16 protein-coding genes, 2 tRNA genes and 3 rRNA genes are annotated in these 21,033 nt (G+C 57.1%); 10 read left to right on the top strand and 11 right to left on the bottom strand.

Annotated elements, in window-relative coordinates:
* Nucleotides 1-375, top strand: coding sequence for a translation initiation factor Sui1 (locus IT895_RS01725; RefSeq protein WP_085917710.1), 375 nt, complete (start codon nt 1-3; stop codon nt 373-375).
* 57 nt (nt 376-432) lie between these two features.
* Nucleotides 433-1,341 (top strand): nuclease-related domain-containing protein, encoded by a 909-nt coding sequence (locus IT895_RS01720; RefSeq protein ID WP_199284523.1) that lies wholly within the window; start codon nt 433-435, stop codon nt 1,339-1,341.
* 6 nt (nt 1,342-1,347) lie between these two features.
* On the opposite strand, the gene IT895_RS01715 is transcribed toward IT895_RS01720, so the two are convergent.
* From IT895_RS01715 to tyrS, 7 genes are all read right to left on the bottom strand, one after another.
* Nucleotides 1,348-2,679 carry a deoxyguanosinetriphosphate triphosphohydrolase gene (locus tag IT895_RS01715; protein WP_085917708.1) on the bottom strand — a complete coding sequence of 444 codons (1,332 nt, stop codon included), beginning with the start codon at nt 2,677-2,679 and terminating at the stop codon, nt 1,348-1,350.
* 299 nt (nt 2,680-2,978) lie between these two features.
* A 5S ribosomal RNA gene (gene rrf / locus IT895_RS01710) occupies nt 2,979-3,094 on the bottom strand.
* A 131-nt stretch (nt 3,095-3,225) separates the two neighbouring features.
* Nucleotides 3,226-6,116 (bottom strand): 23S ribosomal RNA (locus IT895_RS01705).
* A 229-nt stretch (nt 6,117-6,345) separates the two neighbouring features.
* Nucleotides 6,346-6,421 (bottom strand) — tRNA-Ala (locus IT895_RS01700).
* Nucleotides 6,422-6,608: 187 nt separating this feature from the next.
* Nucleotides 6,609-6,685, bottom strand: a tRNA-Ile gene (locus IT895_RS01695).
* A gap of 85 nt (nt 6,686-6,770) precedes the next feature.
* Nucleotides 6,771-8,302, bottom strand: a 16S ribosomal RNA gene (locus tag IT895_RS01690).
* Together the 16S, 23S and 5S rRNA genes with 2 tRNA genes alongside form the textbook arrangement of a ribosomal RNA operon.
* A gap of 449 nt (nt 8,303-8,751) precedes the next feature.
* Nucleotides 8,752-9,951 (bottom strand): tyrosine--tRNA ligase, encoded by a 1,200-nt coding sequence (tyrS, locus tag IT895_RS01685; protein WP_199284522.1) that lies wholly within the window; start codon nt 9,949-9,951, stop codon nt 8,752-8,754.
* Between the two features lie 115 nt (nt 9,952-10,066).
* On the opposite strand from tyrS, the gene IT895_RS01680 reads away from it, so the two are divergent.
* Nucleotides 10,067-11,197 carry an anhydro-N-acetylmuramic acid kinase gene (locus IT895_RS01680; protein ID WP_199284521.1) on the top strand — a complete coding sequence of 377 codons (1,131 nt, stop codon included), beginning with the start codon at nt 10,067-10,069 and terminating at the stop codon, nt 11,195-11,197.
* A 10-nt stretch (nt 11,198-11,207) separates the two neighbouring features.
* Here the strand turns inward: IT895_RS01680 and IT895_RS01675 are convergent, their stop codons facing one another.
* A complete protein-coding gene (locus tag IT895_RS01675) occupies nt 11,208-12,374 on the bottom strand; it encodes a PilT/PilU family type 4a pilus ATPase (protein ID WP_085920179.1) in 1,167 nt (388 codons plus the stop codon).
* Between the two features lie 3 nt (nt 12,375-12,377).
* Entirely contained in the window at nt 12,378-13,421 is a 1,044-nt protein-coding gene (locus IT895_RS01670) for a type IV pilus twitching motility protein PilT (RefSeq protein WP_085920178.1), read from the bottom strand.
* A 33-nt stretch (nt 13,422-13,454) separates the two neighbouring features.
* Between IT895_RS01670 and IT895_RS01665 the strand changes: the two genes are divergently transcribed.
* From IT895_RS01665 to metW, 5 genes are all read left to right on the top strand, one after another.
* A complete protein-coding gene (locus IT895_RS01665; protein ID WP_199284520.1) occupies nt 13,455-14,159 on the top strand; it encodes a YggS family pyridoxal phosphate-dependent enzyme in 705 nt (234 codons plus the stop codon).
* Between the two features lie 86 nt (nt 14,160-14,245).
* Nucleotides 14,246-15,070: a pyrroline-5-carboxylate reductase gene (gene proC / locus IT895_RS01660; protein ID WP_085920176.1), complete on the top strand. Its 825-nt coding sequence runs from the start codon at nt 14,246-14,248 to the stop codon at nt 15,068-15,070.
* Nucleotides 15,071-15,099: 29 nt separating this feature from the next.
* Nucleotides 15,100-15,693, top strand: coding sequence for a YggT family protein (locus IT895_RS01655; RefSeq protein ID WP_085920175.1), 594 nt, complete (start codon nt 15,100-15,102; stop codon nt 15,691-15,693).
* A 53-nt stretch (nt 15,694-15,746) separates the two neighbouring features.
* Nucleotides 15,747-16,943, top strand: coding sequence for a homoserine O-succinyltransferase MetX (gene metX, locus IT895_RS01650; protein ID WP_199284519.1), 1,197 nt, complete (start codon nt 15,747-15,749; stop codon nt 16,941-16,943).
* Nucleotides 16,943-17,536, top strand: coding sequence for a methionine biosynthesis protein MetW (gene metW, locus IT895_RS01645; protein WP_066316286.1), 594 nt, complete (start codon nt 16,943-16,945; stop codon nt 17,534-17,536). Before metX ends, metW begins: the two co-directional genes overlap by 1 nt.
* Here metW and sfsA read toward each other — a convergent pair.
* Complete coding sequence (gene sfsA / locus IT895_RS01640) at nt 17,483-18,274, bottom strand: DNA/RNA nuclease SfsA (RefSeq protein WP_199284518.1); 792 nt, start codon at nt 18,272-18,274, stop codon at nt 17,483-17,485. The genes metW and sfsA overlap by 54 nt on opposite strands.
* The gene (locus IT895_RS01635; RefSeq protein WP_199284517.1) at nt 18,271-19,431 is read right to left on the bottom strand and encodes an aminotransferase class I/II-fold pyridoxal phosphate-dependent enzyme; all 1,161 of its coding nucleotides are present in this window, start codon (nt 19,429-19,431) and stop codon (nt 18,271-18,273) included. The genes sfsA and IT895_RS01635 overlap by 4 nt, the downstream gene beginning before the upstream one ends.
* Before the next feature lie 185 nt (nt 19,432-19,616).
* On the opposite strand from IT895_RS01635, the gene dksA reads away from it, so the two are divergent.
* Together dksA and gluQRS are read left to right on the top strand one after the other, a co-directional pair.
* Nucleotides 19,617-20,054 (top strand): RNA polymerase-binding protein DksA, encoded by a 438-nt coding sequence (dksA, locus tag IT895_RS01630; RefSeq protein ID WP_066316091.1) that lies wholly within the window; start codon nt 19,617-19,619, stop codon nt 20,052-20,054.
* A 78-nt stretch (nt 20,055-20,132) separates the two neighbouring features.
* Nucleotides 20,133-21,032, top strand: coding sequence for a tRNA glutamyl-Q(34) synthetase GluQRS (gluQRS, locus tag IT895_RS01625; protein WP_085920171.1), 900 nt, complete (start codon nt 20,133-20,135; stop codon nt 21,030-21,032).
* The last annotated feature ends 1 nt before the right edge of the window (nt 21,033 follow it).

The raw sequence follows: 21,033 nt of genomic DNA, 5'->3' as shown, positions 1-21,033 counted from the left end.
ATGGCCTCATTACGCGACCAGCTTGGTGGGCTGGTATATTCCACCGAAAAAGGCAACACCTGCCCCTCTTGCCGTGAACCTCTCGAATCCTGTCGCTGTGATGCCGATAGCGAACAAGCGCGTATTGCCGCCCTTGACGGTGTCGTCCGTATTCGTCGTGAAACCAGTGGCCGTAAAGGCAAAGGGGTCACGACGATTAGCGGCATACCGCTAACAACCGCAGAGCTCAAAGACCTCGCCAAAGCGCTTAAAAAACGCTGTGGCACAGGCGGTGCTGTTAAAGATGGCATCATTGAAATTCAAGGTGATCACCGTGATAGCCTGAAGCAGGAGTTAACTGCACGCGGCTATCAAGTCAAACTGGCTGGTGGCTAATCCATGCGTCTCAGGACGGACCGTCACTGTGCAGTCACATCGCACTAGGACTTTGCAATGACCTGGCTAGAATATTTGCTCCCGCTGATTTTTCTCTTTCCCATGGCGGCGATGGCCAGCATTGTTTTGGCACTCCGTAGCCTGCATGACGCTCGTGTTCAATCTCCCTTCGACACCCCGCTACGCGAGCCCGGCCAGGCTTTGCGCTACCGGTTGGATCAAGCGTTCTCAAGCCTGTTCCTCAACGGCGCATTAGGCCCTTTGATCAGTCTTTCGCCATTGGTCTATGGTATGGGGCGAATGCTTTTTGCCGATAAACAGGACTGGGTGGAATGGGCGCTGTATGGCCTGCTTAGTACACTGCTTGTCCTGGCATTTTCATTGCTTTTAGTCCGCGACTACCAACGCATTCGGCGATTGAAGCTGGGACTGGCCTGCGAGCTTGCTGTCGGCCAGGAACTTGAGCGGCTTATCCGCCCCGATGCACACCCTTACTACGTTTTCCACGACGTGCCGACGGATAATTTTACGATTGATCATGTGGTGGTGACCCCGCACGGCGTTTTCGTGGTCGAAACCCGCGCACGCGCTGTCCCCATCAGTAATGCAGGGCGTGGGCAAAATACGGTTGCCGTCGAGCGCGAGCGACTTCGCTTTCCCTATTGGCAAGAACGGCGTCCACTGCATAAAACGCGTCAAGGGGTCGATTGGCTACGCCAATGGCTGGAACAGCGCTGTGGTGTTTCGGTGCCCGTGAGAGGTGTGCTGGTCTTACCCGGCTGGCACATTGACACCGATGACGCGGCACCTGACATTTTAGTCGTAAGTGGCGATATGCTGGCAAGCCAACTGACCGCGCTCACCCCCGGCCAGATCAGCGACCCCATTCACGATAAGATCATCAATATTTTGCTGGAACGCGCCAAGCTCATGGAGCTGACGCATCTTCGCCAACCTTCGGTATGATGAAGCCTAATCGCCTCGCAAACGCCCGCCCATTTCCTGGGCCAGGTCGACGGCATAGTGATCTGTCATACCGCCGATAAAATCCAGCATTCGCCGGTAGCTTTCGTAGAGCGGCCAGGACGCCAGCGGCGTGTTCTCGCCTATCAAGGCGAGAACACGCTGATGCTTGAACGAGCTACGCCCGGTGTGGTGCAACTCGTGTGCAGCACCAATAAACGCTTCAAGCAAAATGCCCAGCGTTGTATAGGCGCCAATTTCCAGTTTTGCCTTCCGCTCATTTTGGAAAATGCGCTCCCGGGCCAACTGCTTTGCCGCCTGAACGCCCCATCCCAGATCTGGGTGGCACAGTTCCAGAAGGTCATCGCTGAGCGTTCCACTCAGCAGGGCCTGTTCATGTTGCACAAACACCGCGCCAACATCATTGACCGCACGCTCCATCGCTGCGCCACGAAGCAGTGCAATTCGCCGACGTTGTGACACATTGCGGGCTTGCATCTCGGCATACTCAGGTGGAAATTCTCCCGCTATCTGACGCAAGACCTCGACAACTTCTTCATAACGCAGAATCCCCATTTCCAAACCATCTTCGAGATCCAGTAGTGCATAGCAGATGTCATCCGCCGCTTCGACCAGCCAGGCTAACGGATGTCGACACCAGCGCTGCTCACCCTTGGGCAGTAGACCCACTGCTTCAGCGACCTCTTTGAGCAATGCCTGCTCTGACTGATATGCGCCAAACTTCCCCGCGCGCCCACTGTAACGGACCGTCCAAGGGTATTTAAGTAACGCACCCAGTGTCGCCGCAGAAAGTCGCATACCGCCATTGAACTGGTTATATTCGATCTGGGTAATCACTCGAAACCCCTGGGCGTTGCCCTCGTAGGTCAACAAATCCTCGCGCTCAGCCTCTGACAGACCTTCTAACAGGCCGCTGCTCTGAGCACGCTGAAACCAATCACGAATGGCATACTCACCGGCGTGCCCAAAAGGAGGGTTACCAATATCATGACCCAGGCATGCCGTTTGAACGATCACTCCCAAATCAGCAGGTGTTATCCATTTCGGCAACCTCTCGCGTAACAGCTCGCCCACAATCATGCCCAAAGAGCGTCCCACACAGCCGACTTCCAACGAGTGGGTCAAGCGGGTGTGGATATGATCGTTTTCAGTCAGGGGGTGGACCTGCGTTTTACGTCCAAGGCGCCTGAAAGAACCGGAAAAGACAATGCGGTCGTGATCTTTGTGAAACGGACTACGCCCTATTTCGCGGGTACTGGTCGAGCGTTGGTCGTGGAGCCGTTTAGGGGAAAGTAACTCTTCCCAGCGCATTTGTGTCATGACATTCCTCCTTGGGGGCAGTATTTTGACACAAAAGCTAGCCAGATAAACAAACACCCCCGACCATAATGCGGTTAACTAGAGCGGCATAAAAAATCCCCCAGCCTCTTCGAGGCTGGGGGATTTTTTCGAATAAGTGTCTGACGATGATCCGGCCGGCGCTCCGGGGGGCGGCCTTCCGCCGGCCGGCGCTCCGGGGGCAGGCCATCCTGAGGCCGACCATTCAGGACTCTCCATGGGAAGCCCCGTAAACAAAAACCCCCGAGCACAATATGCTCGGGGGTTTCTGCGGTATAGGTGCCTGACGATGACCTACTCTCGCATGGGGAGACCCCACACTACCATCGGCGCGAAGCGGTTTCACTGCTGAGTTCGGCAAGGGATCAGGTGGTTCACGCTTGCTATGGTCGTCAGGCGTAACTTTAAATGCATATCATGCTGTGCTTTGTGTGCGTCTCCTACCAAGCCCTGTGTCATCACCACTTGGCTCAGTACGCGTATCCGGTTTGTCTCGTTATCATCACGACCAGACCCCTTGGGTGTTATAGGGTCAAGCCTCACGGGCCATTAGTACACGTTAGCTCAACGCCTTGCAGCGCGTCCACACCGTGCCTATCAACCAGCTGGTCTCGCTGGGCCCTTCAGGAGGCTCTAGGCCTCAGGGATGTCTCATCTTGAAGGGGGCTTCCCGCTTAGATGCTTTCAGCGGTTATCCCGTCCGCACATAGCTACCCGGCAATGCCACTGGCGTGACAACCGGAACACCAGAGGTGCGTCCACTCCGGTCCTCTCGTACTAGGAGCAGCCCTTCTCAAACATCCAACGCCCACGGCAGATAGGGACCGAACTGTCTCACGACGTTCTAAACCCAGCTCGCGTACCACTTTAAATGGCGAACAGCCATACCCTTGGGACCGACTTCAGCCCCAGGATGTGATGAGCCGACATCGAGGTGCCAAACACCGCCGTCGATGTGAACTCTTGGGCGGTATCAGCCTGTTATCCCCGGAGTACCTTTTATCCGTTGAGCGATGGCCCTTCCATACAGAACCACCGGATCACTAGAACCTGCTTTCGCACCTGCTCGACGTGTCTGTCTCGCAGTCAAGCACCCTTATGCTCTTGCACTCATTGCACGATGTCCGACCGTGCTGAGGGTACCTTCGTGCTCCTCCGTTACGCTTTGGGAGGAGACCGCCCCAGTCAAACTACCCACCACACACTGTCCTCGATCCGGATAACGGACCTGAGTGAGAACGCCAATGATGCCAGGCTGGTATTTCAAGGCTGGCTCCACCCGAACTGGCGTCCGGGTTTCTAAGCCTCCCAGCTATCCTACACAGGCAACATCAGCGTCCAGTGTGAAGCTATAGTAAAGGTTCACGGGGTCTTTCCGTCTAGCCGCGGGTACACCGCATCTTCACGGCGATTTCAATTTCACTGAGTCTCGGGTGGAGACAGCGTGGCCATCATTACGCCATTCGTGCAGGTCGGAACTTACCCGACAAGGAATTTCGCTACCTTAGGACCGTTATAGTTACGGCCGCCGTTTACCGGGGCTTCGATCAAGAGCTTCGCCTTACGGCTAACACCATCACTTAACCTTCCGGCACCGGGCAGGCGTCACACCCTATACGTCCGCTTACGCGTTAGCAGAGTGCTGTGTTTTTACTAAACAGTTGCAGCCACCTGGTATCTTCGACCGGTTCTCGCTGAAGCCGCGAGGGCTCTCACAATACGCCGGCGTGCCTTCTCCCGAAGTTACGGCACCATTTTGCCTAGTTCCTTCACCCGAGTTCTCTCAAGCGCCTTGGGATTCTCACCCTGACCACCTGTGTCGGTTTGGGGTACGGTCGCACATGATCTGAAGCTTAGAGGCTTTTCCTGGAAGCGTGGCATCGATGACTTCAACACCGTGGTGTCTTCGTCTCGTCTCTCGGCCTTGAGCGCCCGGATTTACCTGAGCCCTCAGCCTACCGACTTTCACCAGGACTACCAACGCCTGGCTCACCTAGCCTTCTTCGTCCCCCCATCGCAATCATGTCCGGTACGGGAATATTGACCCGTTTCCCATCGACTACGCCTTTCGGCCTCGCCTTAGGGGCCGACTCACTCTGCTCCGATTAGCGTCGAACAGAAACCCTTGGTCTTCCGGCGAGGGAGTTTTTCACTCCCTTTATCGTTACTCATGTCAGCATTCGCACTCGTGATACCTCCAGCGAACTTCTCAATTCCCCTTCATCGGCGTACACGACGCTCCTCTACCGCTCACACCTAAGTGTGAACCCGTAGCTTCGGTACCTGGTTTAGCCCCGTTACATCTTCCGCGCAGGCCGACTCGACTAGTGAGCTATTACGCTTTCTTTAAAGGATGGCTGCTTCTAAGCCAACCTCCTAGCTGTCTGAGCCTTCCCACATCGTTTCCCACTTAACCAGGATTTCGGGACCTTAGCTGACGGTCTGGGTTGTTTCCCTTTTCACAACGGACGTTAGCACCCGCTGTGTGTCTCCCACGCTCGCACTCACCGGTATTCGGAGTTTGCCTCGGGTTGGTAAGTCGGGATGACCCCCTAGCCGAAACAGTGCTCTACCCCGGCGGTGATACGTGAGGCGCTACCTAAATAGCTTTCGAGGAGAACCAGCTATCTCCGAGCTTGATTAGCCTTTCACTCCGATCCACAAGTCATCCAAATCTTTTTCAACAGATCCTGGTTCGGTCCTCCAATTGATGTTACTCAATCTTCAACCTGCTCATGGATAGATCGCTCGGTTTCGGGTCTATATCCAGCGACTGTGTCGCCCAGTTAAGACTCGGTTTCCCTACGGCTCCCCTATACGGTTAACCTCGCCACTGAATATAAGTCGCTGACCCATTATACAAAAGGTACGCAGTCACAGAACAAGTCTGCTCCTACTGCTTGTACGCACACGGTTTCAGGATCTATTTCACTCCCCTCTCCGGGGTTCTTTTCGCCTTTCCCTCACGGTACTGGTTCACTATCGGTCAGCCAGGAGTATTTAGCCTTGGAGGATGGTCCCCCCGTCTTCAGTCAAGGTTTCTCGTGCCCCGACCTACTCGATTTCACATGATCAGACTTTCGACTACGGGGCTATCACCCGCTACGGCCACGCTTCCCAACGTGTTCGGCTAGTCAGTCTCATGCTTAAGGGCTGGTCCCCGTTCGCTCGCCGCTACTGGGGGAATCTCGGTTGATTTCTTTTCCTCAGGGTACTTAGATGTTTCAGTTCCCCTGGTTCGCCTCCCCCACCTATATATTCAGTGGGGGATACTCATCTGATGATGAGTGGGTTTCCCCATTCAGAAATGCCCGGGTCACAGGTTGTTTGCCACCTCGCCGAGCCTTATCGCAGGCTTCCACGTCTTTCATCGCCTCTGGCTGCCTAGGCATCCACCGTGTGCGCTTCATTGCTTGACCCTATAACCCGAAGGGGTCTGGTGTCTCGCAATGATAACGATTGCCGGATACGCTTGAGACGTATCACAAAACAATTACGTATGAACGTCTTAAAAAACGTTCATGTCAGCATGATATACATTGTTAAAGAGCGACTGTTCGATGAACAGTGATAAGGCAACGCAGTGAGTGCGTCTTGGCTTATCAATGGTCACAAAACATGAGTAAACGGGTAGTAAACTAAAAGTAATGGTGGAGCCAAGCGGGATCGAACCGCTGACCTCCTGCGTGCAAGGCAGGCGCTCTCCCAGCTGAGCTATGGCCCCATCTAACAACACTCACCTCTGGGTAATTTTATTCAGAACAAGGCGTTTTATGGCGTCGCATAGCCTGCTATGCAAGTCACAAAATAACGCATGACTGGATAAAATGTAATTTGTGTGAGACTAGGCGCTTCAGTGCGACGCATAGCCTGCTATGCGAGGAGTGAAGCAACGACGTATCACGCAAATTTGGTGGGTCTGGGCAGACTTGAACTGCCGACCTCACCCTTATCAGGGGTGCGCTCTAACCAACTGAGCTACAGACCCAAGAGGGTTCGTGCTTAAACCGTTTGCTCTATCACGTGATCAGGTAATTCATTGTGAGCGCTTACCGCGAGGATGATGCATCGTTTAAGGAGGTGATCCAGCCGCAGGTTCCCCTACGGCTACCTTGTTACGACTTCACCCCAGTCATGAACCACACCGTGGTGATCGCCCTCCAACGTTAGGCTAACCACTTCTGGTGCAGTCCACTCCCATGGTGTGACGGGCGGTGTGTACAAGGCCCGGGAACGTATTCACCGTGCCATTCTGATGCACGATTACTAGCGATTCCGACTTCACGGAGTCGAGTTGCAGACTCCGATCCGGACTGAGACCGGCTTTAAGGGATTCGCTGACTCTCGCGAGCTCGCAGCCCTTTGTACCGGCCATTGTAGCACGTGTGTAGCCCTACCCGTAAGGGCCATGATGACTTGACGTCGTCCCCACCTTCCTCCGGTTTGTCACCGGCAGTCTCCCTAGAGTTCCCGACCGAATCGCTGGCAAATAGGGACAAGGGTTGCGCTCGTTACGGGACTTAACCCAACATTTCACAACACGAGCTGACGACAGCCATGCAGCACCTGTCTCTGCGCTCCCGAAGGCACCAAGTGATCTCTCACAAGTTCGCAGGATGTCAAGGGTAGGTAAGGTTCTTCGCGTTGCATCGAATTAAACCACATGCTCCACCGCTTGTGCGGGCCCCCGTCAATTCATTTGAGTTTTAACCTTGCGGCCGTACTCCCCAGGCGGTCGACTTATCGCGTTAACTTCGCCACAAAGTGCGCTAGGCACCCAACGGCTGGTCGACATCGTTTACGGCGTGGACTACCAGGGTATCTAATCCTGTTTGCTACCCACGCTTTCGCACCTCAGTGTCAGTGTCAGTCCAGAAGGCCGCCTTCGCCACTGGTATTCCTCCCGATCTCTACGCATTTCACCGCTACACCGGGAATTCTACCTTCCTCTCCTGCACTCTAGCCTAATAGTTCCGGATGCCGTTCCCAGGTTGAGCCCGGGGCTTTCACAACCGGCTTATCAAGCCACCTACGCGCGCTTTACGCCCAGTAATTCCGATTAACGCTTGCACCCTCCGTATTACCGCGGCTGCTGGCACGGAGTTAGCCGGTGCTTCTTCTGCGAGTGATGTCTTTCCTGCCGGGTATTAACCGACAGGCGTTCTTCCTCGCTGAAAGTGCTTTACAACCCGAGGGCCTTCTTCACACACGCGGCATGGCTGGATCAGGGTTGCCCCCATTGTCCAATATTCCCCACTGCTGCCTCCCGTAGGAGTTCGGGCCGTGTCTCAGTCCCGATGTGGCTGATCATCCTCTCAGACCAGCTACGGATCGTCGCCTTGGTGAGCCATTACCTCACCAACCAGCTAATCCGGCATAGGCTCATCCAATAGCGGGAGCCGAAGCCCCCTTTCTCCCGTAGGACGTATGCGGTATTAGCCTGGGTTTCCCCAGGTTATCCCCCACTACCGGGTAGATTCCTATGCGTTACTCACCCGTCCGCCGCTCGTCAGCATCCAGCAAGCTGGACCTGTTACCGCTCGACTTGCATGTGTTAGGCCTGCCGCCAGCGTTCAATCTGAGCCATGATCAAACTCTTCAGTTTACAATCATTGTGATCCTTACTTGTCACTCGAAAGTAACAAAAGCGGATCAAACTTGGCTCAAGGTTTTCAAACGTTCTCTCAAGGTCCGAAGACCTTGGACGAGTCGCTTGCCTTGATAGTTGGTGATTTATCACCCTCATCGGCAAGCGCCCACATGAATTACCTGATCACATTATTAAAGAGCGTTTCGCTTGCGGGCCTCAAAACCTGACGTGGCCGCTGCTAAGCGAGGAAGGCGTATTCTACGCACTTTCCAATGTTTGTCAACGGCTGTTTGGCAGAAGCGAAGGAAATGTTTGACTCAACTTCCCTTCCTGCTATTTGCCTAACCTACTGACAAACCGAGGTTTTTACACCTCATTCACCGCTGGCAACGCTGGGCGTCCCCGGCAGCGGATGCGTACTTTACGGCTTTGCTGACGAGGACGCAAGGGGTGTGCGGAAAAAATTAGCGCAGTGTCACACGGGCGTAACGTTTCTTGCCTGCCTGGATAACGTAAGCCTTGCCGGTGGACAGCATGGCGTCTTGCGCCACAACCTCGCCATCTACTTTGACGCTGCCATTTTTCAGCATGTCTTTGGCCTGGGCACTGTTCTTGGTTAACTCCGAACGGTTTAGCACAGCGGCAATCGGCGCATCGTCAATGCCTTCAAAATCAACCTCAACCTCGGGAAGATCTTCGGGCAACTCACCATCCGCCAACTGGTTGCCGGCAGATTTATGTGCATTGGCCGCGGCTTCATCTCCGTGGTAGCGCGCTATCAGCTCACGCGCCAACGCCATTTTGACATCGCGTGGGTTGGCACCCTGCTCAACGCTTTGCTTAAGCGCTTCGATTTCTTCGTTGGACTTCAGCGACAGTAAATCAAAATAGCGCCAGATCAAGGTATCCGGCATGGAAACCAGCTTATTGAACATGGAGCCGGGTGTTTCATCGACGCCAACATAATTACCCAGCGATTTGGACATCTTCTGCACACCGTCCAAACCTTCAAGTAGTGGCATGGTGATCACCACCTGCGGCTCCTGACCGAAATGCTTTTGGATCTCTCGCCCCATCAGCAGGTTGAACTTCTGGTCAGTACCGCCTAATTCGACATCCGCGTCTAACGCGACCGAGTCATAGCCCTGTACCAGCGGGTAGAGAAATTCGTGGATGGCGATCGACTGGTTGGCTTTGTAGCGTTTTTCAAAGTCATCGCGCTCGAGCATACGCGCAACAGTACTTTGCGCTGCCAGCTCGATCATCTTGGCGGCGGTTAGATCGCCAAACCATTCAGCGTTGAAGCGTACCTCGGTTTTATCGGGATCAAGGATTTTAAATACCTGCTCCCTGTAGGTATCGGCATTGGCTTTAACGTCAGCTTCGGTCAGCGGTTTGCGAGTCACGTTTTTACCGGTGGGATCACCAATACGACCGGTGAAATCCCCGATGAGGAAGATAACGGTGTGCCCCAGATCCTGGAACTGGCGCATCTTGGTCAGCAGGACGCTGTGCCCTAGGTGTAGATCGGGGGCTGTAGGATCGAAACCTGCCTTGATACGCAGTGTACGGCCAGAGGCCAGCTTTTCGCGCAGCTCCTCCTCCAGCAGGATTTCGTGCGTCCCCCGCGACAGCAACGCTAGCGCCTGATCCACCTCACTCATTGCTTTATCTCCACGTAAGCATCGCCTTGTTGGCGTTCGAATAATAAATAGTGGGCGATGTTATCATGCTCACGGATATTGGTTGAGCCTTAACGCGCTTTGTATGGGTCGTCTTATGAAATCTGCACCACATTATTATATTGGCCTGATGTCGGGCACTAGCCTTGACGGCATCGATGCCGCTCTGGTGGCGATTGGCCGCGATACACCGCCACAACTGCTGGGCACCCTGGCTGCCGAAATGCCTGACACGCTGCATCAACAGCTGCTGCATCTTTGTCATGCACAAGAAGTGAGCTTTGCCGAGCTGGCCGCCGCGGAGGACGCCTTTTGCCGACTGCAAGCCGAGGCGGTGAAAGCCCTGCTAACCGCACAGCAACTTTCGCCTGAACAGATCCAGGCGGTAGGCAGCCATGGGCAGACCGTTGAGCACGCTCCAGACGGCCATAATGGCGGCCCGGCTTACACACTGCAATTGGATAACCCTAGCCTGCTGGCTGAGTTGACCGGCTGCACCGTTGTGGCTGATTTTCGACGACGCGATCTGGCAGCAGGCGGGCAGGCGGCACCGCTGGCACCAGCCTTTCATCAGGCGCTGTTTGGGCGCCAGGAAGGCGAACAGCTCATCTTGAATCTGGGCGGTTTTGCCAACCTGACGTGGCTGCCCAGCAACTCGAAAACGCCTGTGACCGGTTTCGATACGGGGCCTGCGAATGTGTTGCTGGATGCCTGGTTCTCAAAACACCAGGGCGGCCGTTTTGATCAGAATGGGGCCTGGGCTGCCAGCGGCAATGTGGACCCTGAGTTACTGGAACGGCTACTGGATGCCCCCTTTTTTCAACAGCCGCCACCGCGTAGCACGGGTCGAGAGCTATTTCATCTGCCATGGCTGGAACGTCATCTGGCCGGTCACGAAGCGCCTGATGATGTCCAGGCCACACTTGCCGAACTCACTGCGGTCAGTGTTGCACAAGGCATCCAGCAGTTGCCTTTCTCTCATCAGGGCGTCACGTTGATTACTTGCGGGGGTGGTGCGCATAACGCTGATCTGATGGCCAGGCTGGCCGCTCACTTGCCGTTTGCCACCTTTGCGTCACCGTCAAGCTACGGATGGCCTGAAGACTGGATCGAGGCAGGCGCCTTTGCCTGGCTGGCCCACCAGCGCCTGCACCAGCTACCCGGCAATCTGCCCTCGGTGACCGGTGCCAGAGGACCGCGCGTCCTTGGCGGCGTCTACGCGCCCTAGGACATCAGCGTCACCATGCATCGTCGCGGTCGCGCAGATCCCAATGACTTGGAGCACGCTCATCCAGCGAACGCGACGTCGCCTCCCCTTGCAGCTTCAGCATGAGTCGCAAGTCATTGGCGGAGTCCGCGTGGGCAAGCGCTACCTCATGACTAATCTGTGATGCCTGGCAAAGATCGAAGAGTGCTTGATCAAACGTCTGCATGCCGTCATCACGCGACGCCGCCATGGCGGCTTTAATCTCGGCGACCCTGCCTTTACGAATCAGGTCGGCAATCCGTGACGACGGCAGCATGACTTCAACCGCCGCACAACGACCACCGTTCAGCCTGGGCAACAGCTGTTGAGCCACCACCGCGCGGAGATTGAGGGAGAGGTCCATCCATATCTGCTCATGACGCTCATGAGGAAAGAAGTGAATGATACGCTCCAACGCCTGATTGGCGTTGTTGGCGTGCAAGGTGGCCAGACAGAGATGCCCTGTTTCAGCGAACGTCAACGCATGTTCCATGGTTTCACGGCTGCGTATCTCACCGATCAAGATCACATCAGGGGCTTGGCGCAGGGTGTTCTTGAGCGCTACTTCAAATGACTCGGTATCAATCCCCACTTCACGCTGGTTAACGATGGCGCGCTTGTGCGGGTGCAGGTACTCGATCGGATCTTCAATGCTGATGATGTGCCCACCGATCGTTTCATTGCGCTCCTGCACCATCGACGCCAGGGTGGTGGATTTCCCGGTCCCCGTGCCCCCTACCACCAATACCAGCCCCCGTTTGGCATGGGCGAGCGAGGCAAGCACCGTGGGCACACCCAGGGTTTCCAGGGTGGGAATGTGCTGCTCAATACGGCGAATCACCATGGCGGGCTGATTTCGCTGCTGGAAGGCGCTAACGCGAAAGCGCCCTTTGTCTTCAAAACCCAGCGCAAAATTCGCCTCGCGCTGTTGGCTAAAACGCTCGCGCAGCCCTTCAGGCACGGTGTGCGTTACCAGCTCACTTACCTGATGTTCACTCAAGGGCCGTTGGCCAAGAGGAACCAGCCCGCTGGGCATCTTGAGGCTGGGTGGTGCCCCCGTTGAAATGAGTAGGTCTGAGGCTTGCTGCGTCACCATGATGTCCAACAGCTGATGCAACCACTGGCCAGGCGTCAGCGTTGAGGCGTCGTTGTTCGTCATCGATTACGCCTCCCGCGAAGAGAGGGTGCCCTTGGCCAGCGCCTGGGCATCTTCCATGCCGACATGACCGTCGTTGACCAGTTGCATCAGTGCGGCGTCCAACGTTTGCATACCCAGATTGCCGCCGGTTTGAATCGCCGAGAATATCTGCGCCACTTTGTCTTCACGAATCAGATTGCGCACCGCCGAGGTCGCGATCAGAATTTCATGGGCCGCCACACGGCCGCCCCCCTGGCGTTTCAACAGCGCCTGGGATACCACGGCCTGTAGCGACTCCGACAGCATCGAACGCACCATGGCCTTCTCTTCGCCGGGGAAGACATCAATAATCCGGTCAATGGTCTTGGCCGCTGAGGTGGTATGCAGCGTCCCGAGCACCAGGTGTCCGGTCTCTGCCGCTGTTAACGCCAGGCGGATGGTTTCCTGATCGCGCAGCTCTCCCACCAGAATCACATCCGGGTCTTCGCGCAGCGCACTGCGCAATGCCTCCGCAAAGCCATGCGTGTCACGATGGACTTCCCGCTGATTAATCAGGCAACGCTTGCTGGCATGCACAAACTCAACCGGGTCTTCGATGGTTAAAATGTGTTCAAAGCGATGATCGTTGATGTAATCGATCATGGCCGCGAGTGTGGTACTTTTTCCCGAACCGGTTGGCCCGGTCACCAACACCAGACCGCGCGGCAGCATTGAAAGGCGCTCGAACACTTCCCCCAGCCCCAGGGTCTTCATCGATAGCACCTGGTTGGGAATGGTGCGAAATACCGCTCCCGCACCGCGTGCCTGATTAAAGGCATTGACCCGAAAACGCGCCACGCCCGGCACTTCGAAAGAAAAGTCGACTTCAAGGTGTTCTTCGTAGTCGCGACGCTGGCGATCGTTCATGATGTCGTGAATCAACCGACGGACCTCACTGTTATCCATGGCGGGCACATTCAGCCGACGGATATCGCCATCAACCCGTATCATGGGCGGCAAGCCCGCGGATAAGTGGAGGTCTGAAGCATTCTGCTTTGCCGAGAATGCCAGCAGTTCGGTAATATCCATCTTTCTTCCCCAGCTGCGGTAAGGTGCTTGAGTATGACAGATAACGCGCTTCCAGCGTCACTAGCCCGCGCGCGTGAGCGACTAGAACGCGCGCTCATTGACGCTGACCGCCCCCTTGATGATGCCTCGCTGCTGGCCGTAAGCAAAACCAAACCGGCCTCGATGATTCGCCAGGCAAGCGCGCTGGGTCAGCGCGAGTTTGGTGAAAACTATCTGCAGGAGGCGTTGGACAAACAGGAAGAACTGGCCGACCTGGACGACCTTGTGTGGCATTTTATTGGCCCTCTGCAATCGAATAAAACACGCGCTGTTGCGGAAAATTTCGCCTGGCTGCACACCATTGACCGCCTGAAAATTGCCAAGCGGCTTAGCGAACAACGACCCACCCACCTAGCCCCACTCAACGTTTGCTTACAGGTCAACATCAGCCGCGAGCCCTCAAAATCAGGCGTCATGCCAGAGGACGTGGAAGCCCTTGCCAAAGAGGTCGCAGCACTACCTGGCCTCAAGCTGCGAGGCCTGATGGCAATCCCTGCTCCGGCAGAAAGCCTGTCGGCCCAGCGTCAGCCTCTGAGCGAGATGCGCGAGCTTTTGTCGGCGTTGCAGAAGGCTCTGCCCGATGCGCCTCTCGATACGCTTTCCATGGGCATGAGCGACGATCTGGAAGCGGCTGTGCTGGAAGGTGCCACACTGGTACGTTTAGGGACGGCGATCTTTGGCGCGCGGGATACGACCTGAGAACCAACGAACTAAGCGGGAATGCCTTACCCCGACGAGTGACATAACACGGCTCAACGCCGCCTTTTTCAACAGAGGATACCCCCATGACGAACAAGATCACCTTCATTGGCGCAGGCAACATGGCAAGCGCCATCATTGGCGGCCTGATCGACAGCGGTGTCACGCCTGCCGACATCACTGCCACCGCGCCACGGGAAAGCGAACTGGACACGATTCGCACACGCCTCAATATTCAGACGCAAACCGATAACAACGCCGCCGCGAGTCAGGCCGACGTTCTGGTGCTGGCCGTTAAACCACAGATCATGCGCGACGTATGCGAAGCGCTTAGCGACACGGTTAAACAACGCAACCCTCTGGTCATTTCCATCGCCGCCGGCCTTGACGCGGCCACCATTGACCAATGGTTGGGCGGGGATAGCGCTGTGGTTCGCTGCATGCCGAATACACCGTCTTTGGTAGGACGCGGTGCCAGTGGCCTGTATGCTAATGCGCGGGTCAGCGATGCCCAGCGCGATGTCGCGACTCACCTAATGGAAGCGGTGGGTATCGTCGAATGGGTCGAGGAAGAAGCCTTGCTGGACGCGGTGACAGCGGTCTCCGGTAGCGCGCCGGCGTATTTTTTCCTGATGCTGGAAGCCATGGAAGACGCCGCCGTCAAGCTCGGCCTTCCCGCTGATACAGCGCGCCGCCTGGCGATTCAAACCGCGCTGGGTGCCGCCACCATGGCACAACAAAGCGATAAAGACCCGGCAACACTTAAACAGAATGTCATGTCGCCCGGTGGAACGACCGAACAAGCGATTCAACACATGGAAGATGCCCAGCTAAGGACGACAATCGCTGATGCGATGCAGGCCTGCGCCAAGCGCGCCCAAGCCATGTCCAAGGAACTGAGCGGCCACTAAACCAAGCGGATTTTATAGGAGAAACAGCCATGGGCAACGAATTGGGCAGCGCCGGGTTAATGCTGGTTAACTCGCTGATTAACATTTATCTGTTTTTACTCATGCTGCGATTTTTATTGCAGGCATCAAGGGCCGACTATTACAACCCCATGAGCCAGACAGTGGTCAAGATTACCCAGCCGGTCGTGGGCCTGTTCCAGGGCTTTCTAGGGCCGGTCGCCGGTCGCTTTGATCTTGCGACACTGGCGGCAGGGTTTGTCCTCAAGGTCCTCAGCATTATCGCCATTTTCATGGTCATCGGCGTTGGCATGCCGCCTGTTACAGGCCTGTTGATCGCTGGCATCGCCGCGCTGGCCAACGCCATCCTGAAGATTTACTTCTTCGCCTTGATCGTGATGATCATCCTAAGTTGGGTCGCCCCCAACGCTAGCCACCCAGGCGCGCTCTTGGTCATGCAGCTGGTGGAGCCCATCATGGCGCCGGTACGCAAAGTCATCCCGCCGCTAGGCATGATTGATTTATCTCCCATTGTGGTATTTATCGCCATTAATCTGGTGGATGGGCTACTGGTTGGCTCACTGATTCGCGCGGCCGGCATTTCCGGCGCCCTGGTCGGCCTGTAATCACTCGCAATGGCTTATTTACGACGACTGACTCAGCAGGACTAACGCTTTCGATGCCCGATTCAGACACGCTTGCTTTTGAAGACCGGCCGACGAATTCCGTCGGGCTGGTCACTCCGAATGTCGCCAAGTTCGACACACCGCTTTCGCTCGCCTGCGGCAAGGTACTGCCCGAGTATGAGTTGATTTACGAGACATACGGCACCCTTAACGCCGAACGAAGCAACGCGGTACTGATCTGTCATGCCCTGTCCGGCCACCATCATGCGGCGGGTTATCACAGTCAGGAAGACCGCAAACCCGGCTGGTGGGATGCCCACATCGGCCCCGGCAAACCTATCGACACCAACCGCTTTTTCGTCGTGTCCCTGAACAACCTGGGCGGCTGCCATGGCAGCACCGGTCCGGTGAGCCACAATCCCGACACCGGACGCCAGTGGGGACCCGACTTCCCCATGGTCACGGTGAGTGACTGGGTGGCCAGCCAGGCTCGCCTGGCCGATCAGTTGGGGATCGAGCGCTGGGCGGCAGCTGTGGGTGGCAGCCTGGGGGGTATGCAGGTGCTGGAATGGACAATGACCTACCCTGACCGGGTTGCCAATGCGGTGGTCATCGCCGCGACGCCACGCCTGTCAGCGCAGAACATCGCCTTCAATGAAGTCGCGCGACAGGCGATTCGCTCCGACCCGGATTTTTTTGACGGCTGGTACGCCGAACATAATACCGTGCCCAAGCGTGGGCTGAAGCTGGCTCGTATGGTGGGCCATATCACCTATCTTTCCGAAGACGCCATGGGCAGCAAGTTCGGCCGTGACCTGCGCAGCAACGACTTGAACTTCGGCTTCGGCGTCGAATTCCAGGTGGAGTCCTACCTGCGCTACCAGGGTGATACGTTTTCCACCGCTTTTGACGCCAATACCTACCTGCTGATGACCAAGGCACTGGATTACTTCGACCCGGCGGCCACGCAGGGCGGAGACCTCGCCAACGCCCTCTCCCCGGCTCAGTGTCCGTTCCTGATTGTCAGCTTCACGACTGACTGGCGCTTTCCGCCGCCACGCTCTCGGGAGTTGGTCGACGCCCTCACTCGTGCGGGCAAACCGGTGAGCTACGCCAATATCGACTCGCCCCATGGCCACGACGCTTTCTTGTTACCCGAACCACGCTACGAAGCAGTATTCGGCGCCTTCATGAAACGCGCGGCCCGCGAGCTTAACCTCGCTCATCCGGATGCAGAGGAGACACCATGATGCGCGCTGATCTGGAACTGATTTATGACTGGGTCCCCGAAGGCGCGCACGTGCTGGACCTGGCCTGCGGTGATGGCGTACTGCTCGAAGCGCTGGCCCAGCACAAAGGCGTGACCGGCTATGGGCTCGAAATCGATCACGACGGCATTACCGGCTGCGTAGCCCGCGGCGTCAACGTCATCGAGCATAACCTTGACGATGGCCTGGGTAGCTTCTGCGACAACAGCTACGATCAGGTGATCATGACCCAGGCCCTGCAGGCCTTGCGTCGCCCCGATAAAATGCTCGATGAAATGCTGCGCGTTGCCGAAGAGGGCATCATCACGTTTCCCAACTTTGCCTATTGGCGTCACCGCATTCATCTGGGCCTGCGAGGCTACATGCCGGTCTCGAAGTCGCTGCCTCACGCCTGGTACGACACCCCCAATATTCATCTCTCCACCTTCAACGACTTTGAGCACCTGTGCCGTGAAAAAGGCATGGTGATTGTGGATCGCGCCGTGGGCGTGGGTGACCACCGTGGGCATTGGACTTCCCGGCTATGGCCCAACCTGTTCGGTGAAATCGCCATTTTCCGCGTTCGCCGTCGCTAGCGAATCTGGCCAGCGTATCGGCAAGGGCCGCGATAAACGCACGAACGCGGGGCTTGCCGCAGCCCGCTGCACCTCAATCCCGTACGCCAACACCTCAACCCCTGCTTGCGCCGCCTCACCCAGCGCCGCGGCATAAGCAGGGTCGATATGCGCCGCGGGCGCCACGTCACCGATGCCTTCATGGGCGACACAAAACAGCAGCATCGCCCGCTCGCCCTGCTCGGCCAGCGCCTGTAGCGCACGCAGATGCCGGGTGCCTCGTACGCTGACCGAGTCGGGGAAATAGCCATGGCCATCAGACTCTCTCAGCGTCACCTGCTTTACTTCGATGTAAGCATTACCAAGCTCAGGGTCATCCAGGCGAAAGTCGAGCCGTGCATCGGTTATTTTCACCTCGCGCTTGAGGGTTTGATAGCCCGCCAGCGGCGCGATATCGCCCGCCTCGATGGCCGCCTCCACAATGCGGTTGGCACGCCCGGTATGCACCGAAGCCAGTGCCACCGTGCCATCCGGCTGCGGCAGCTCGATCCACTCCCAGGTCCAGGCCAGCTTGCGTTTCGGGTTATCGCTTGGCGACAGCCATACGCGGCAACCGGGCACATTGACCGCCTTCATCGAGCCTGTGTTGGGACAATGGGCGACGACGTCCCGGCCATCATCCAGGCGCACATCGGCCAGAAAGCGCTTGTAGCGCCGCAGCAAGGTACCGGGCACCAAGCCCTGGCAGGCAAGGCTCATAGACGGCTCACAAAGCGGGTGATGCGCTCCACGGCGTCTTCCAGCCGCTCGACGTCGTTGGTAAAGGCAATACGCACATGATGCTCGCCGCCCTGAACGGCAAAGTCGATACCCGGGGTGATCGCCACGTTCTCCTCACGCAGAAGCCGTTCGCAAAAATCCTGGCTGTCACGACTATAGCGGGAGATGTCCAGCCACAGATAAAACGCCCCCTGGGGCGGCAAATCCGGCGCCAGCCCTAATTGCGCCAGGCCCTCAAGCAATACCTGACGGCGCTGCTTGAGCGTCGTCCGCCGAGTCTCGAGAATATCGCGACACTCGGGGGTAAAGGCAGCCAATGCCGCGTGCTGGGAAAGCGTGGGGGCGGCAAGAAACACGTTCTGGGCAAGCCTGGTGAGCGGCTCGATCGCGTGTTCAGGGGCCACCAGCCAGCCCAGGCGCCAGCCTGTCATGCCGAAGTATTTGGAAAAGCTGTTGACCACAAAGGCGTCGCTAGACAACGACGTTGCCGAAAGAGGCGCGTCGTCGTAATTCAGCCCCTGATAGATCTCGTCGACCAGCACCTCGCCGCCACGCTCGGACACCGCCTTGAATACCGATTGCAAGGCATCGGCACTCAACGTATGACCGGTCGGATTGGAGGGGGATGCCAACATCGCCAGCCGCGTATTGGTTTGCCAGTGCCGCTTGACCAGCGCAGCGTCCAACTGCCAGCCGCTTTCACGACCAACCGGGATAGCATCGACGTCGGCACCGGCCAGGGCCATGAAATGGCGATTACACGGATAGTTGGGATCGGCCATCATTACCCGGTCGCCTGTCTCGACCAATAGTTGACTGGCCAACAACAATGCCCCCGATGCGCCAGGGGTGACCAGAATCCGCGCGGGGTCCACCGAGGCATTGAAGTGCTCCGCGTAATGACCGGCAATGGCCTCGCGCAATGCGGGCAGGCCAGCGGCAGGCGTGTAGCGGGTTTTGCCAGTCGCCAATGCTTGCTGGCCCGCGGCCACCACCGGCGCAGGGGTAGCGAAATCCGGCTCCCCTACTTCAAGGTGAATCACATCATGGCCCGCTGCCTCACGCGCCTGAGCCATTTCCAGTAGATGCATCACACGAAAAGGTGCGACATGATTCACGCGTGAATTCCAGGCCATAGTGGCTCCTTACCTAGCGGTAGTAAAAACATGAGCTTGGTCGCACTGAAGGCAAGTTCATGATAGAAAGCACCCTATTATGCTTGCAACGCAGCCAATTTTCAGCTAAACAAGCATCCCTTTGGCGTGAGATCGTGACACACGCTCATGGTCGATCAGTAGTCACATACGTAGGGGGCACTCCCATGCCAGTAGCGGAAAAAAAACCGGAAGCGTCCAAGCCCTTCACACCGTATGAGCCGGCAACGGGTGAAGAATATATGAATGACCAACAGCTGGCGCACTTCCGCCAGCTGCTGTTGGATTGGAAACAGGACCTCATGGAAGAGGTGGACCGTACCGTACGCCACCTGCAGGAAGATGCTAACAACTACGCCGATCCGGCTGATCGGGCGACCCAGGAAGAAGGCTTCAGCCTTGAGCTGCGCACTCGGGATCGCGAACGTAAGCTGCTCAAGAAAATTAACGAAACCATCGAAAAGATCGACGAAGACGATTACGGCTTCTGCGAAGCCTGCGGCGTCGAGATTGGTATTCGCCGTCTTGAAGCGCGCCCGACCGCCACGCTATGCGTCGACTGCAAGACCCTGGCCGAGCTCAAGGAGAAGCAACTCGGCGGTTAAGCCAGGAACAATCGACCTGTATGCTATTGTGGAATGCGGGCACCCTGTGGTGCCCGTTTTGGTTTCTGGAAGACGTTGATGACGCAACCACTTCGCTACCGAGGACGTTTTGCCCCCACGCCGTCAGGGCCGCTACACTTCGGCTCGCTGGTGGCGGCCCTGGGCAGTTACCTGGACGCCCGCGCGGCGGGCGGCGATTGGCTGGTACGCATTGAAGATATCGACCCACCCCGCTGCCCACCAGGCACTGACAGCACCATTCTGCACCAGTTGGAAACGTTTGGGCTTCATTGGGACGAGACCGTTCGCTGGCAGCATGACCGCCACGCTGCCTATCAGCAGGCGCTCGATACGCTGGCCGATCAGGGGCTGGCCTACCCTTGCAGCTGTTCGCGCAAACAATGGCAGGCATATCCGGTATACCCCGGCTGGTGTCGCACAGGGCTGAGTGACCCCGCCCAGCCGGTCGCCTGGCGGCTGCGCAGCGATCTGGGCAAGCGCCCGATCCAATGGCACGACCGCCTGTTTGGCTGGCAGCAATTAGACCCTGAAACCCTGGGGGACGTCATCCTCAAGCGCAAAGATGCTCTCTGGGCATATCAACTGGCGGTGGTGGTCGACGACGCCGAGCAGGGCATAACGGACGTTGTCAGAGGCTTTGACCTGCTCGACAACACACCCTGGCAGCGCCAGCTGCAAGTGGCACTGGCATTTCCCGAGCCACGTTACCTGCATTTGCCGTTGGTGGTGACATCGCAGGGCCAGAAGCTTTCCAAGCAGAACCTTGCACCTGCGCTGGCCGACGAGCCGCACGCCGTACGCCAGCAGCTGTTTCGGGCGCTGCAGGCACTTGACCAGGCGCCGCCCGATGACCTTTCCCAAGCACCGGTGACAACGCAGTTAGACTGGGCGGTGACGCATTGGTCGGTCGAACAACTGTCACCGTCAGCGCAGCGCGAACTGCCACAGGAGCCCTGAC

The sequence above is a fragment of the Halomonas sp. A40-4 genome (assembly GCF_015767635.1).
GTDB lineage: Bacteria > Pseudomonadota > Gammaproteobacteria > Pseudomonadales > Halomonadaceae > Vreelandella > Vreelandella janggokensis.
This window is presented reverse-complemented; position numbering and strand designations above follow the sequence as displayed.